The organism is Mesorhizobium sp. WSM4817 (assembly GCF_055811135.1).
In genome coordinates, this window is the sequence record NZ_JBVVQQ010000011.1 from 151,099 (window position 1) to 164,180 (window position 13,082).

Consider the following 13,082-nt stretch of genomic DNA (forward strand, 5'->3'; position numbering starts at 1 on the left):
TGAAGTTATGTCCACCAAAAGGGCCATCCATGACAGCCAGTCGTTTCGCCACACGCCTGAATTCCTTTGCCTCGCGGCCACAGCCCGAATGGCCGGATCTTGTCGGCAAGCCGTCCATGCTGCAGATGGCGGCGCGTGCGGCGAAGGTTGCGGGGCTGACCGACCTCGACCTCAACTTTCCCGATCATGTCGATGAAAAACCTGCGGAAATGGCACAAAAACTCGGCGATCTCGGGCTTTCCATCAATGGTTTTGCCATGCGCTACTACTCCAATCCCGCCTTCAAGCTCGGCGCCTTCACCAATCCGGATCCGGCAGTTCGCCGCGAAGCCATCGACCTGACCAAGGCCGGCATCGACGCCGTGCGTGAGGCGGGCGCCAATCTGATGACGCTGTGGCTCGGCCAGGATGGCTTCGACTATGCCTTCCAGGCCGATTACGCGACGCTATGGCAACACGAAATTGATGGTATTCGTGAAGTGGCAGCGCATGATCCCGACTGCCTGATCAGCCTGGAGTACAAGCCCAACGAGCCGCGTTCCTACAGCCTGATGCCCGACGCGGCGACGACATTGCTGGCGATCCGCGAGATCGGCCTGCCCAATCTCGGCGTGACGCTCGATTTCGCCCATGTGCTCTATGCCGACGAGCAGCCGGCCTTTGCCGCAGCACTTGTGGCGCGCCACAGCAAACTCTTGGGCGTGCATCTCAATGACGGCTATGCCAAGCGCGACGACGGCCTGATGGTCGGCGCAGTGCACACGCTGCAGACGATCGAGCTGCTCCGCCAGATCCGCCGCGACGGCTACGCCGGCGCCATCTACTTCGACACCTTCCCCGACATGACCGGCCTCGATCCGGTCCACGAATGCGAAGTCAACATCGCCACCGTCAAGCGGATGCTGCGTGTCGTCGAGCGGCTGGAGAAGGACAATCGCCTGTCCACTGCCATCGACCACCAGGACGCGGTCGCGTCGCAAGCCATCATCCAGGAAGCCATGCTCGGGCCGGAGAACTGAGGCTCGGCCCCAAAATCGATCAACAAGGGAGGAAAGACCATGAAATTTCTGCTTGCCACCGCCACCGCTGCGCTGATGGCGCTGTCCATCGGCTCGGCCTTTTCCGCGGACCTCGCGCCGCTCAATTCCGATACCGAGAAGGACCGCATCGACTGGTCGCAGCTCGAGGCCAAGTTCGGCGCGTTGCCCAAGCTGCCCGACGGCACCAGGGCGGGCGCCGTCTCCAAGACGCTGACCAACGAATACTGGCGCTCGCTGGGTGAGGGCTACAAGTCGTTCGGCGATCGCGTCGGCGTGCCGGTCGTCTACCAGGCGGCGCAGAGCGAGGGCGACCAGCTCGGCCAGCTGACAATCGCCGAAGGCCTGGTCACGCAGGGCTACAACGTGCTGCTCGTCTCGCCGCAGACCGACTCCAACCTGCAGCCGATCATGGAACAGGCCAGGGCCGCCAACGTGCCGGTGGTCAACGTCAACGACGCGGTCATCCCGCAGGCCGAGCACTATGTCGGCAATGTCCAGCGCGACAATGGCGTGCGCGTCGCCGAATGGTTCATCAAGAACCGGCCGGATGGCGGCAAGGTCGCCATCGTCGAAGGCCAGGCCGGCGTCTATGCCGCCGTCCAGCGCACCGATGGCTTCAAGACCACGATCACCGAAGCCGGCAAGTTCGAGGTCGTCGCCAGCGTGCCCGGCAACTGGGATCGCCAGACCTCCTACGACGCGGCCAGCAACATCCTGCAGCAGCACCCCGACCTGATCGGCTTCTATGCCAACAATGACGGCATGGCGCTGGGCATCGTCGAGGCGGTCAAGGCCGCCGGCCTGCAGGACAAGGTCGCCGTCTTCGGCACCGACGGCATCTCCGACGCCTATGCCTCGATCCGCGCCGGCGAACTGACCGGCACCGTCGACAGCTTCCCGGTGCTGACCGGCGAGGTGGCGCTGGAATCGGCGCTGCGGCTGGTGGCCGGGCAGAAGCTGCCGCGCGTCGTCGCCACGCCGCAGGCGCTTATCACCAAGGACAATGCCGACCGCTATTCCGGCGCCGGCGACGCCGTGCGCAAGGCGCTGCTCGAGGACGCGGCAGCGGGCAATTAAGGGCAGGACTGCGGGTGCCGGCCGGGCTGGCGCCCTTTGCCTGGAGAATAGAACCAATGTCTGTCCCGCGGCTGCAATTCGAGGGCATTTCCAAGGTGTTTCCGGCGGTGCGAGCGCTGAGCGATGTGTCCTTTTCCGTCGGCGCCGGCGAAATCCATGGCCTGCTCGGTGAGAACGGCGCCGGCAAGTCGACGCTGCTGCGCATCCTGTCGGGGGTCTACAGGCCGACCGCCGGAAGCGTGCTGATCGACGGCAGACCGGTGGCGCTGAACAATCCGGTCGCGGCGCGCGCCGCGGGCGTCGCCATGATCCATCAGGAATTGCAGCAGGTGCCGCATCTCAGCGTCGCCCAGAACGTGTTCCTCGGCCATCCGCTGACGCGCGGCGGCATCTTCGTCGCCCGCCGCGAGCAGGAACGCCGCGCCGCGGAAGCCCTTGCCGCCCTCGATCCGACCATCGATCCGGCAGTCCCGCTCGGCAGCCTGAAGGTTGCGCAGCGGCAGATCGTCGAGATCGCCCGGGCGCTGCTCGATCGGGCGCGCGTCGTGGCGATGGACGAGCCGACATCGAGCCTGACGCCGAGCGAGTTCGAGCGGCTGGCCGAAGTCATTGCCGGGCTGGCGCGCGACGGTGTCGCGGTCGTCTATGTCTCGCACAAGCTGGACGAGGTGTTCGGCATCTGCCAGCGCGCCACAATCATGCGCGACGGCGTCGTGGTCGGATCCGTCGATCTGGCGCAAATGTCGGAAAAAGCCGTCGTTTCGATGATGGTCGGCCGCGAGCTCGCCCAGGAACAGCACCGTTCGCACACCTCGAGCGAGGTCAGGCTGAGCGTGCGTGGCCTCGCCTCGGCGACAAAAGTCCGTAACGTCTCGTTCGACCTGCACCGCGGCGAGGTGCTGGGCATTGCCGGCCTGGTCGGCTCGGGCCGTACCGAACTGCTGCGGCTGCTGGCCGGCGCCGACCGCGCCTCGTCGGGCAGGGTCGAGATCGACGGCAAGGCGATAAAACTTTCCAGTCCGCGCGAAGCCATCGCCGCCGGCATCGGCCTGGTGCCGGAGGAGCGCAAGCGCGAAGGCATCGTGCCGCTGCGGTCGATCTCCAGCAATATGGCGTTGGCCTCGATGGGCGTGTTCGCACCGTGCGGCGTCATCGATCACGCCAGGCTGAAACGGGTCGCGGCCGAGAAGATGAAGCGGGTCAATTTGCGCCCGTTCCTGCTCGACCGGCCGATCCGGCTGTTCAGCGGCGGCAACCAGCAGAAGGCGATCATCGGCCGCTGGCTTGCGGCGGGAACGCGCATCCTTTTGTTCGATGAGCCGACGCGCGGCATCGACGTCGGCGCCAAGGCGGAGATCTACCATTTGATCGAGGAGCTCGCCGCCGAAGGCCATTCGGTCGTCGTCGTGTCGTCCGAGCTTCCCGAGGTGATCCGGCTCGCCGACCGCGTGCTGGTCATGCGCGACGGCACGGTCGCCGCCGAACTCGACCGGGCCGATCTCAGCGAACAGGCGATCGCGGCGCACGCCATACCCCAATCGGAGACGCAAGGCCGGCAAGGCGCAAGGCCATCGGGCCGGCAAGGCATAACGGACAGGACCAGCGTATGACTGATGTAACCGAACACACAGCAGCGCGCCCACGGGCTGAATTCCTGCACCGGTTTTCGCTGCGCGACGCCGGCACGCTGATCGGCCTGGTGGTGATCCTCGCCGTCTTCGGCGCGCTGGTCCCGGGCTTCTTTGCCGAGCGCAATTTGATCAACATCCTGCAGCAGTCGAGCATCAACGCCTGCCTGGCGTTGGGCATGACGCTGGTGATCATCTCGGGCGGCATCGATCTGTCGGTCGGGCCGACGGCAGCCCTTTCGGCCGTCATCTCGGCCTCGATGCTGATTGCCGGCGTGCCGTTTCCGCTGGCCATCGCCGCCGGCTTCGCTATCGGCCTCGTCTGCGGCCTGCTCAATGGCGTGCTGGTCGCCTATGTCGGGCTGCAGCCTTTCATCGTCACACTGGGAACGCTCAGCACCTACCGGGCGCTGGCGCTGATCTATACCGGCGGCAATCCGGTGCTCGGCCTGCCTGCCGGCTTCCGCGCCATCTTCAACGGCTCGCTGTTCGGGCTGCCATTGGCGGTCATCATCGTGGCCGTGGTCGCGCTGATCGCCTGGATCATCCTCAAGAAGACGCCTTTCGGCGAATATCTGCTCGCCGTCGGCGGCAATGAGGAGGCAGCCTACATAGCCGGCGTGCCGATCGCTCGCACCAAGATCGCCGCCTACATGATCTCGGGCCTGCTGGCGGCCCTTGCCGCGCAGATCCTGATCGGACGGCTGGGTGCCGCCGAACCCATTCTCGGCAATCTCTGGGAGCTCGATGCCATTGCCGCGGCGGCCATCGGCGGCGCCTCGCTGATGGGCGGCAAGGGCAGCGTCGTCGGCACCATCCTGGGCGCCGTCATCCTCGGCACCATGCGCAACGGCCTGACGCTGATGAATGTCCAGTCCTTCTATCAGCTCTTGGCAACTGGCCTTATAATCCTCGCCGCGATGCTCATCGATCGCGTGACGAGGGGAGGTGGATGACCTTGACCAGCCTGGATCTGAAAGCAGTAGGACCGCGGATCCGCATGATGATGCCGCATTTGACGCCGCTCGAGGCGAAGGTGGTGGAAACCGTGTTCGGACGGCGCGGCTTCGACGAGACCATTCCGCTCAAGCAGATCGCCGAAGAAGCCGGCGTGTCGGAGGCGATGGTGGTGAAGATCGCCAAGAAACTGGGCTTTTCCGGCTATCGCGACTTCCGCACCGCGGTTTACGAATACAGCCGCCTGCCGACCGCCGAAATGCACCAGGAACTGTCGGTCGACGACAGTTCGGCCGAGATCGTCCAAAAAGTGTTCCGCACCTCGATCCAGGCGCTGGAGGAGACGCTGGCGATCCTCGACATGGACGATTTCGACCGCGCCGCCGATCTTTTGTACCGCGCCAGGAACCGCGATTTCTATGGCGTCGGCGGTTCGGCGCAGATCGCGCGCGACGTCTCGCACAAATTCCTGCGCATCGGCATCCGCGCATCGGTCTACGACGATTCGCACATGATGCTGATGTCGGCCTCGCTGCTCGGCGCTGACGACATCGCCGTCGGCTTCTCGCATTCCGGCAACACCAGCGCCGTGATCGATGCCATCCATCTCGCCCGCAAGAGCGGTGCGCGGACGCTGGCGATCACCAATTACGACAACTCGCCGCTGGCCGCCGTCGCCGACATCGTGCTGTGCTCGACCGCGCAGGGCTCGCCATTGATGGGCGAGAACGCGGCGGCGCGCATCGCCCAGCTCAACATTCTCGACGCGCTGTTCGTCGCGGTGGCACAGCGCGACTACCAGGCGGCGGAGCGCAATCTCGGCCGCACGATGTCGGCGGTGACCTCGAAACGCCGGGACAAGGGCGGTTCATGAAAGATTGGGGCGGCTCATGAAAGATTGGGGCACATGACGGCTCCGCTGGTCACCGTGTTCGGCAGCCTGCATTACGACATCATGGTCGAAGCGCCTGACCGCCCGCGCAAGGGCGAAACCGTAACCGGCCATGCCTGGCAGCCGAAATGCGGCGGCAAGGGCGGCAACCAGGCGGTCTCGGCGGCGCGGGCCGGCGTGCGCTCGGCAATGATCGGCGCCGTCGGCGATGACGATTTCGGCCGCGCGCTTGTCAGCAATCTCGCGCGCCGCGGCGTCGACAGCCGCTTCGTGCGGGTCGCACCTGGCGCCGGCTCGGGCATGAGCGTGGCGATCTTCGACGCCGGCGGCGATTATGGCGCGGTGATCGTCTCGGGCAGCAATCTCACCTTGGGCGAGAAGGACATCGTGGCCGCGACCGAGATGGTTGCGCAAACGGCGGTGCTGCTGCTGCAGAACGAGGTGCCGGAAGCCGCCAACATTGCCGCAGCGCGGGCGGTGAAGGCGCATGGCGGCCGCGTCGTGCTCAACGCCGCCCCCGCGCGAAAACTGTCCGGCGAATTGATCGCACTCACCGATATCGTCATCGTCAACGCCATCGAGGCGGAATTTTTGGCCGGCGTTGCGGTCGTCGATACGCTCGAGGGTGCTGCCGAGGCGGCACGCATGCTGATCGATTTCTACCCGGCGGCGATCGTCACGGCCGGCGGGGAGGGCGTTGCCTATTGCGGCCGCGACGGCCAGGCGTTCGCGCGGGCCGGCCTTCCGGTGAAGCTGGTCAGCACCCATGGCGCCGGCGACGAGTTCGTCGGCGCGTTCGCGGCAGGCCTTGCCCGCGGGCATCGGGTCGAGGCCGCACTTGCTGCCGCCAACGCCGCCGCGGCCTTGCTGGTCGCCACGCCGGAACAGCAGCGCGAGGCGATCTGAGACGGGTGGCTGCCTCCGCCCGCGATCGTGACACGAAGCGGATGGCGAGGACTTTTCACAGGCCGATAAAGCCGACAATTGATACGAAAGCCCGCCACCCCAAGGGATGACGGGCTCCGTAGCCTGTGCGCCAGGAACGCCACGGTAGCGACGCTGCTACTCAATGCTCCGTAGATACTCACTATGCGGCCTTCGCACCGTCAGGCGCATCGGCCGAACAAATGAAGCCCGTGCCTTTGGGCGGAGCGCGCGGGCCGATCGGGATGCAGCCCGATCTGCAGCCGGGCGCGGCTGGCGCGTCCGGCTGCCGATGTCGTCAGTGCTTGCTCTTGCCGGGGCTGGCGGCACTGCCACTGATGGCGATGCGCTTGGCTTTCGTCCGTGCGCGCTCCGTCTTGGGCAGCGTCACGGTGAGCACGCCGTTATGGAAGGCGGCGTTCACCTTGTCCTCCTCGACCTCGTAGCCGAGCGGGATGCGGCGCTCGAAGCGGCCGTAGAACCGCTCGGAGAACTGCCTGTCCTTGTCTTCGGTCTCGGAGCGCTTCTCGCCACGCAGCGTCAGCACGCCGTCATCGAGCATCACCTCGACGTCCTTTTCGTCCATGCCGGGAATTTCCGCGGTCACGCGGATCTCCTTCTCGCCGTCGGCGATTTCGACGCTCGGCCAGCTGCCGCGCGCCGACGAAAATCCGCTGAGCATCGGCATGCGCGTTTCGAAGCCGCAAAAGGCGTCGTCGATCAGGCGGTTCATCTCGCGATGCAACGCCATGAACGGGTCGCGGTCCTCGTCACGATAGAAGCTGGGAACCGGACTGTTCTCCCGGCCCCAGGGAATGAGATCACGAATAGCCATTGCTGTTCTCCTTTCTCGACTGGTTGTGTCAAAGGCCAGAGATCGCCTTCGCTCAGGCGGCCTGCTTCGGCTTCTCGACCTGTCCGGCCTTCGGCGCGGCGTCTTGCTTGGCGATCGTGATGCGACGCGGCTTCATCTCTTCGGGCACTTGGCGCACGAGGTCGATCGTCAGCAGGCCGTTGTTGAGCGAGGCGCCGGTGACCGTCATGTGATCGGCAAGCTCGAAGCGCCGTGTGAACGGTCGCACCGGAAGGCCGCGATGGAGATATTCCACCTCGTCGTGTTCCTTGCGCTCGCCAGAGACGATGAGAAGGTTCGGCTCGTGGCTGATGTCGAGATCGTTCTCGGAAAAGCCGGCGACGGCGATCCTCACCCGATAGGTGTTCTCGTCGCTTCGCTCGATGTCATAGGGCGGCCAGGTTTCGACTGCCTGCGGCGCGTTTTCCAGCAGGTTGAAGATGCGGTCGAAACCGATGCTCGACCGATAGAGCGGGGAAAAGTCGAATGCGGTTCTCATAGCTACATCCTCCATGGAGCAACATAGTACGAGGGACGCCAAAGAGCTTGGCGCTCCCTGGGTTCTGCCGGTCCCATTCGGCAACCGGCAATTTTCATTTGGTTATTGTCAGGCCGAAATCAAGACCCAGATTCTGTCCCGCTGCCAGAATTTTTGTTGCCGGATTGTACTGGCCCCGATTGTGCTGGCAATGCCGGTTTCAACCGTCGTTTGAGGGTCGCGCCGGCACGCCGCATGGAGGACATCATGACCATGACACGCGACGACATCATTTCGGTGCTGGGCCCGGTCGACGACGCCGTGATCGCCGACATCGCCTCGACCGGCGCGACGATCGAAGAGTTGCGCGAGGCCTTTGCCTGGGTCGGCGCCGATGAGGCGCTGGTCAACGAGGGCCGCCCGCTGCCGTCGGCAAGGGTGGCGACGCTGATCGGACTTCTCGAACCGCCGGACGACGACATATAGCGCCGGGTTTCGGCAAGCAGGGCTGGAGGCAAGTAAGGCTAAGCCGGGGGAGGTCTTGAAGCGTGCAGCTAGACGAACCATCTCGTCAGTCCGGCGCCGATCGGGCCGCCTTCCTGGTTATTCTCAAAAAGAAAAAAGGAGGAAGTGATGAACGACGTCCCATTCTCCGAGCCGATCACGCTCAAGCTCCAATCCGTCGGAGAGCGCAAGGTCGCCAGCAGCTGGGAAGCCATCGAATGCATGCAGCAATGGCCGGACCGGGCGCGCGGCCGGAGCTGGCGCGCAGCCTATCGCGCCTGCCGCGACGCGCTCGACGGCTGGCGCACCGCCCGCGAGGCGCGAACCGCCTTCGTCAAGGCGGCGCGCACCGCCGGACTGCTGGTCACGGGACGTAAATCCACCTGAACGCCAATCCACCTGAACGCCAATGAACCTGAAGCCGGGGAACCTGAAGCCGGGGCGGACGCGCTGTGCTGCAGAGGCGGCGCCATTCATGAAAAGCGCCGCCTTTTTTCTATTTCACTGCAGCGTAATGACACCGTCCACCGCCCGCCATTCGGAGGGCTGAATCAGACGGTGATGGGCGACGCGCACAGAATGCAGCGGGCCCTCGATCTCACGTTCCCAAAATTCGAGGAAATGCTTCAGCGTCGGGAAATCCGGGGCGATGTCGTATTGCTGCCAGATGAAGAGCTGGAGCAGGTCCCGATAGTCGGGAAGACGATAATGGATCTCTGCCGTCGTCAGGCCAAAACCCTGCATCTGGAGCCGGAACTCGTTGCTGACCTGGAACTCATTACCGACCATGCCCGTCTCCTTTCCGAACGATCAGGCGTCCATCCTCCGCGGGGGAAAACGCTTCCACTTCCTCATCGGTTCCGGCCGCCGGCAGACGGTGCCGGGATCGACGATGATGTCGGAAGGTTGCGCCCCGATTTCAAGCCGCATCCATCGTTTCAAATCCTGGAATAGCGTCATTATTACAGTGCGTTATTACGGTGCGTTGGCACTCGACAACGGCGAGTGCTAAAATTTTTTCGGCGTCCTCTTGAAAGGCTGGATAGGCAGACTAATTCGATAGGCGCGTGATGCCTGAGCAGGGGTCGCGCACCGTCGCACCGACCCACTGGTCGGCTGCGAAGGGAGGTCCAAGAAAATCTGTTTGTCATATGAGGAGAACGACATGGCGTTCCGTCCATTGCATGACCGTATCCTGGTCCGCCGCATCGAGGTCGACGAGAAGACCGCGGGCGGCATCATCATTCCTGACACAGCCAAGGAGAAGCCGCAGGAAGGCGAGGTCATCGCCGCCGGCCCCGGCGCGCGCGACGATAGCGGACAGTTGCAGCCGCTCGACGTCAAGGTCGGCGACCGCATCCTGTTCGGCAAATGGTCGGGCACCGAGATCAAGCTCAACGGCGAGGACCTGCTCATCATGAAGGAAAGCGATGTGCTGGGCGTGATTGAAATGACCGACCAGATAAAAAAGAAGGCCGCCTGAGCGGGGCCCGAACAAGCCATCAGTCAACGAAAAGCTGCCTATTTGAAGGAGTTATCCAATGGCTGCCAAGGATGTGAAATTCCATACCGAAGCCCGCGAGAAGATGTTGCGCGGTGTCAACATCCTCGCCGACGCGGTGAAGGTGACGCTCGGTCCCAAGGGCCGCAATGTCATCCTCGACAAGTCGTTCGGCGCCCCGCGCATCACCAAGGACGGCGTTACCGTCGCCAAGGAAATCGAGCTTGAGGACAAGTTCGAGAACATGGGTGCGCAGATGGTGCGTGAGGTCGCCTCGAAGACCAGCGACGTCGCCGGCGACGGCACCACCACCGCTACCGTTCTGGCGCAGTCGATCGTCCAGGAAGGCGCCAAGGCGGTTGCCGCCGGCATGAACCCGATGGACCTGAAGCGCGGCATCGACAAGGCGGTCGACGCCATCGTCGCCGAACTCAAGGCCAATGCCCGCAAGGTGACAAGGAACGACGAGATCGCCCAGGTCGGCGCCATCTCGGCCAATGGCGATGTGGAGATCGGCCGCTTCCTCGCCGAAGCGATGGAAAAGGTCGGCAATGAGGGCGTCATCACGGTCGAGGAGGCCAAGACCGCCGAGACTGAGCTCGAAGTGGTCGAGGGCATGCAATTCGATCGCGGCTATCTCTCGCCCTATTTCATCACCAACCAGGACAAGATGCGCGTCGAGCTCGAAGAGCCCTATGTGCTGATCCACGAGAAGAAGCTGTCCAACCTGCAGGCCATGCTGCCGGTGCTCGAAGCCGCAGTGCAATCGAGCAAGCCGCTGCTGATCATCGCCGAGGATGTCGAAGGCGAGGCGCTGGCGACGCTGGTCGTCAACAAGCTGCGCGGCGGCCTGAAGGTTGCCGCCGTCAAGGCGCCGGGTTTTGGTGACCGCCGCAAGGCGATGCTGGAAGACATTGCCATCCTGACCGGCGGCACGGCCATCAGCGAGGATCTCGGCATCAAGCTCGAAAACGTCACGCTGGAGATGCTCGGCCGCGCCAAGAAGGTGCTGATCGAGAAGGAGAACACCACGATCGTCGATGGTGCCGGCCGCAAGGACGAGATCCAGGCACGCATCAGCCAGATCAAGGCGCAGATCGAGGAGACCACCTCCGACTATGACCGCGAGAAGCTGCAGGAACGGCTGGCCAAGCTCGCCGGCGGCGTCGCCGTCATCCGCGTCGGCGGCTCGACCGAGGTCGAGGTCAAGGAGCGCAAGGACCGCGTCGACGACGCCATGCACGCCACCCGCGCTGCGGTCGAGGAAGGCATACTGCCCGGCGGCGGCGTGGCGCTGCTCAGGGCGGCGAAGGCGCTCGACAATGTCGCCGTCGACAATCCCGACCAGAAGACCGGCGTCGAGATCGTGCGTCGCGCCATCGAGCAGCCGGTGCGCCAGATCGCCGAGAATGCCGGTGCGGAAGGCTCGATCATCGTCGGCAAGCTGCGCGAGAAGACCGAATTCGGCTATGGCTGGAACGCCCAGACCAATGAGTTCGGTGATCTCTACGCGCAGGGCGTGATCGACCCGGCCAAGGTGGTGCGCGCCGCTCTGCAGGACGCCGCGTCGGTCGCCGGCCTGCTGGTAACCACCGAGGCGATGGTGGCCGAGAAGCCGAAGAAGGAAGCTGCCGCACCGGCAATGCCCGGCGGTGGCGGCATGGACTACTAAGGTCAGGCTTCCAAAGCGAGGCTTCTGAACGGCAGATGGACCGTGTCCGCCAAAGCGGGCACGGTCTTGCCGGTCCGGGATTAATGCGGAGCAGGTGTTGCGATGGATGTGATGGACAGTTTTGGAAAGATCGCGGCGCCGACCCGCCCGAAGAACGATTTCAACTATGAAACCGATTGCAGGGCGGCGCTGGCGCCCCTGGTCGACGGCTTGCTTGGCATGGCCGAGCAGGCCGGCTGGGATCGCCGCAAGGCGGCCTATACGCTGATGTTCCTGTCGGCCCAACGCGTCGGGGCCGGCCAGGAGGAGCGTAAATGATGGTCGCGCGGGCGCGCATGCCTGCGCCTGTTGGAGACAGTTGAACCGGAAAGGAGAGTGTCATGGACCGTTCTTCTTTTGAAAAGCCGGTCACCATCCTGACCGGCCTCGGCACGCCGACCAGGATAGAAAGCGCGGCTGAGGCCTATGCGCTGCTTGCCGACTGGCCGCGGGCGAGCCGGACGGCCGCGCATGACATCGCCGCCAAAGCCTGCCGGGCGGCGATGGACGGAGAGATCGACGCCGAGACGGCGCGGGCGACCTTCGTGGCGTTCGCCCGCCGCAAGGATCTTCTCGCGCCGCTGACGAGTTCTACCGTTGCCGGCGGGACAGTCATCGATTGGGCAACGCGTTCGCAGCGTCTCAACGCACCGGCATGAACGCGGCTTTTCCCCAAGTTGGAGAATGGCGAAAGCCGCAGCAACATCCAATCTCCCCCCTTGAGGGGGAGATGTCCGGCAGGACAGAGGGGGGTGCCTCGCGCCAACGTTGCGCATCTCCGCGCCTGCCAAGCCGGCTACGATCACGACCTCGCGCATCTGGCGCCTGTGCCGCGGTTACGGGGAGGTACGGATAGTGGTGCGCTGCCTTTGATCTCTCCGCCCTACGGTCGAGGACCCCCCTCTGTCCTGCCGGACATCTCCCCCTCAAGGGGGGAGATTGGCAGCTTCGCCGGTAGCGCTTCTTCTGAGATTGGCGAAAGCCGAAGCGACATCCAATCTCCCCCTTGAGGGGGTACTGCCCCGCCAGCGTTGCGCGATCAGCTCCGCGACCAACACTCAACGCATCTCTGCGCCTGCCAGGCCGGCCACGATCACGATGTGCTGGCAGACATTGTCGATGTCGCGAATGACGTCGTCGTTCCAGAAACGCAGGATGGTCCAGCCAGCCGCCTCCAACCTCGAGCTTCTGTAAGCATCCGATGCCGAGGCTTCGGCCTGAGCGTGCTGGGAGCCGTCGAGTTCGACGATCAGCTTTTTGTCCGGACAGGCAAAATCGACAATGTAGCCGGCTATCGGCATCTGTCGCCGAAACGCCAATCCCATGAGACGGTGCGCCCTGATCTCGTTCCCGAGCTTCAGCTCGGCGTCCGTCATGGCCTTGCGCATCTTGCGCGCATTGCCGCGGTTGTTCGGAGGTACGTGATAGTGGTTCACTGCTTCTATTCCCTCCGCGCGAAACTTGCCTATCCCTATGCGCCGCGCTTGAACACCCCCCTCTGTCCTGCCGGACATCTC

17 protein-coding genes are annotated in these 13,082 nt (G+C 64.3%); 13 read left to right on the forward strand and 4 right to left on the reverse strand.

From position 1 onward, the window contains the following. The first annotated feature begins 29 nt into the window (after positions 1-29). Genes AC0L2K_RS17130 through AC0L2K_RS17155 form a run of 6 tightly spaced genes read left to right on the forward strand, consistent with a single transcriptional unit; the run spans position 30 to position 6,500 of the window. Complete coding sequence (locus tag AC0L2K_RS17130; RefSeq protein WP_473531893.1) at positions 30-1,019, forward strand: TIM barrel protein; 990 nt, start codon at positions 30-32, stop codon at positions 1,017-1,019. Between the two features lie 39 nt (positions 1,020-1,058). Then, the gene (locus tag AC0L2K_RS17135) at positions 1,059-2,117 is read left to right on the forward strand and encodes a sugar ABC transporter substrate-binding protein (RefSeq protein WP_473531894.1); all 1,059 of its coding nucleotides are present in this window, start codon (positions 1,059-1,061) and stop codon (positions 2,115-2,117) included. 56 nt (positions 2,118-2,173) lie between these two features. Next, on the forward strand, positions 2,174-3,727 hold the full coding sequence (locus AC0L2K_RS17140; RefSeq protein WP_473531895.1) for a sugar ABC transporter ATP-binding protein: 1,554 nt from the start codon (positions 2,174-2,176) through the stop codon (positions 3,725-3,727). Then, positions 3,724-4,701: an ABC transporter permease gene (locus tag AC0L2K_RS17145; RefSeq protein ID WP_473531896.1), complete on the forward strand. Its 978-nt coding sequence runs from the start codon at positions 3,724-3,726 to the stop codon at positions 4,699-4,701. The genes AC0L2K_RS17140 and AC0L2K_RS17145 overlap by 4 nt, the downstream gene beginning before the upstream one ends. Next, positions 4,698-5,576 (forward strand): MurR/RpiR family transcriptional regulator, encoded by an 879-nt coding sequence (locus AC0L2K_RS17150; protein ID WP_091598869.1) that lies wholly within the window; start codon positions 4,698-4,700, stop codon positions 5,574-5,576. Before AC0L2K_RS17145 ends, AC0L2K_RS17150 begins: the two co-directional genes overlap by 4 nt. Before the next feature lie 33 nt (positions 5,577-5,609). Continuing rightward, positions 5,610-6,500: a ribokinase gene (locus tag AC0L2K_RS17155; RefSeq protein WP_473531897.1), complete on the forward strand. Its 891-nt coding sequence runs from the start codon at positions 5,610-5,612 to the stop codon at positions 6,498-6,500. 316 nt (positions 6,501-6,816) lie between these two features. On the opposite strand, the gene AC0L2K_RS17160 is transcribed toward AC0L2K_RS17155, so the two are convergent. After that, positions 6,817-7,353, reverse strand: coding sequence for an Hsp20/alpha crystallin family protein (locus AC0L2K_RS17160; protein ID WP_473531898.1), 537 nt, complete (start codon positions 7,351-7,353; stop codon positions 6,817-6,819). A gap of 52 nt (positions 7,354-7,405) precedes the next feature. After that, positions 7,406-7,870 (reverse strand): Hsp20 family protein, encoded by a 465-nt coding sequence (locus tag AC0L2K_RS17165; protein WP_128171064.1) that lies wholly within the window; start codon positions 7,868-7,870, stop codon positions 7,406-7,408. Between the two features lie 246 nt (positions 7,871-8,116). Here AC0L2K_RS17165 and AC0L2K_RS17170 point away from each other — a divergent pair, with 246 nt between their 5' ends. Further along, positions 8,117-8,335 carry a hypothetical protein gene (locus AC0L2K_RS17170; protein WP_023799042.1) on the forward strand — a complete coding sequence of 73 codons (219 nt, stop codon included), beginning with the start codon at positions 8,117-8,119 and terminating at the stop codon, positions 8,333-8,335. A gap of 147 nt (positions 8,336-8,482) precedes the next feature. Further along, positions 8,483-8,740 carry a DUF982 domain-containing protein gene (locus tag AC0L2K_RS17175; protein ID WP_128247007.1) on the forward strand — a complete coding sequence of 86 codons (258 nt, stop codon included), beginning with the start codon at positions 8,483-8,485 and terminating at the stop codon, positions 8,738-8,740. Positions 8,741-8,854: 114 nt separating this feature from the next. Here the strand turns inward: AC0L2K_RS17175 and AC0L2K_RS17180 are convergent, their stop codons facing one another. Beyond that, a complete protein-coding gene (locus AC0L2K_RS17180; RefSeq protein ID WP_091598882.1) occupies positions 8,855-9,142 on the reverse strand; it encodes an usg protein in 288 nt (95 codons plus the stop codon). Between AC0L2K_RS17180 and AC0L2K_RS17185 the strand changes: the two genes are divergently transcribed. The 5 genes from AC0L2K_RS17185 (at position 9,141) to AC0L2K_RS17205 (ending at position 12,224) form a co-directional block, all read left to right on the forward strand. Continuing rightward, entirely contained in the window at positions 9,141-9,365 is a 225-nt protein-coding gene (locus AC0L2K_RS17185; RefSeq protein ID WP_473531899.1) for a hypothetical protein, read from the forward strand. The genes AC0L2K_RS17180 and AC0L2K_RS17185 overlap by 2 nt on opposite strands. Before the next feature lie 153 nt (positions 9,366-9,518). Further along, positions 9,519-9,836, forward strand: a complete 318-nt coding sequence (locus tag AC0L2K_RS17190; protein WP_023799038.1) for a co-chaperone GroES — start codon at positions 9,519-9,521, stop codon at positions 9,834-9,836. A 58-nt stretch (positions 9,837-9,894) separates the two neighbouring features. Further along, positions 9,895-11,526, forward strand: coding sequence for a chaperonin GroEL (groL, locus tag AC0L2K_RS17195; RefSeq protein WP_473531900.1), 1,632 nt, complete (start codon positions 9,895-9,897; stop codon positions 11,524-11,526). 111 nt (positions 11,527-11,637) lie between these two features. Beyond that, positions 11,638-11,844 carry a hypothetical protein gene (locus AC0L2K_RS17200; protein ID WP_473480833.1) on the forward strand — a complete coding sequence of 69 codons (207 nt, stop codon included), beginning with the start codon at positions 11,638-11,640 and terminating at the stop codon, positions 11,842-11,844. Positions 11,845-11,906: 62 nt separating this feature from the next. Then, a complete protein-coding gene (locus AC0L2K_RS17205; RefSeq protein ID WP_473531901.1) occupies positions 11,907-12,224 on the forward strand; it encodes a DUF982 domain-containing protein in 318 nt (105 codons plus the stop codon). Between the two features lie 399 nt (positions 12,225-12,623). On the opposite strand, the gene AC0L2K_RS17210 is transcribed toward AC0L2K_RS17205, so the two are convergent. Further along, a complete protein-coding gene (locus AC0L2K_RS17210) occupies positions 12,624-13,001 on the reverse strand; it encodes an endonuclease domain-containing protein (protein WP_473531922.1) in 378 nt (125 codons plus the stop codon). Between the last annotated feature and the right edge of the window lie 81 nt (positions 13,002-13,082).

Bases quoted from the DNA above. Each gene is read 5' to 3' on its own strand.
- AC0L2K_RS17130 (WP_473531893.1), top strand. From the start codon at position 30: ATGACAGCCAGTCGTTTCGCCACACGCCTGAATTCCTTTGCCTCGCGG.
- AC0L2K_RS17135 (WP_473531894.1), top strand. From the start codon at position 1,059: ATGAAATTTCTGCTTGCCACCGCCACCGCTGCGCTGATGGCGCTGTCC.
- AC0L2K_RS17140 (WP_473531895.1), top strand. From the start codon at position 2,174: ATGTCTGTCCCGCGGCTGCAATTCGAGGGCATTTCCAAGGTGTTTCCG.
- AC0L2K_RS17145 (WP_473531896.1), top strand. From the start codon at position 3,724: ATGACTGATGTAACCGAACACACAGCAGCGCGCCCACGGGCTGAATTC.
- AC0L2K_RS17150 (WP_091598869.1), top strand. From the start codon at position 4,698: ATGACCTTGACCAGCCTGGATCTGAAAGCAGTAGGACCGCGGATCCGC.
- AC0L2K_RS17155 (WP_473531897.1), top strand. From the start codon at position 5,610: ATGACGGCTCCGCTGGTCACCGTGTTCGGCAGCCTGCATTACGACATC.
- AC0L2K_RS17160 (WP_473531898.1), bottom strand. From the start codon at position 7,353: ATGGCTATTCGTGATCTCATTCCCTGGGGCCGGGAGAACAGTCCGGTT.
- AC0L2K_RS17165 (WP_128171064.1), bottom strand. From the start codon at position 7,870: ATGAGAACCGCATTCGACTTTTCCCCGCTCTATCGGTCGAGCATCGGT.
- AC0L2K_RS17170 (WP_023799042.1), top strand. From the start codon at position 8,117: ATGACCATGACACGCGACGACATCATTTCGGTGCTGGGCCCGGTCGAC.
- AC0L2K_RS17175 (WP_128247007.1), top strand. From the start codon at position 8,483: ATGAACGACGTCCCATTCTCCGAGCCGATCACGCTCAAGCTCCAATCC.
- AC0L2K_RS17185 (WP_473531899.1), top strand. From the start codon at position 9,141: ATGCCCGTCTCCTTTCCGAACGATCAGGCGTCCATCCTCCGCGGGGGA.
- AC0L2K_RS17180 (WP_091598882.1), bottom strand. From the start codon at position 9,142: ATGGTCGGTAATGAGTTCCAGGTCAGCAACGAGTTCCGGCTCCAGATG.
- AC0L2K_RS17190 (WP_023799038.1), top strand. From the start codon at position 9,519: ATGGCGTTCCGTCCATTGCATGACCGTATCCTGGTCCGCCGCATCGAG.
- groL (WP_473531900.1), top strand. From the start codon at position 9,895: ATGGCTGCCAAGGATGTGAAATTCCATACCGAAGCCCGCGAGAAGATG.
- AC0L2K_RS17200 (WP_473480833.1), top strand. From the start codon at position 11,638: ATGGACAGTTTTGGAAAGATCGCGGCGCCGACCCGCCCGAAGAACGAT.
- AC0L2K_RS17205 (WP_473531901.1), top strand. From the start codon at position 11,907: ATGGACCGTTCTTCTTTTGAAAAGCCGGTCACCATCCTGACCGGCCTC.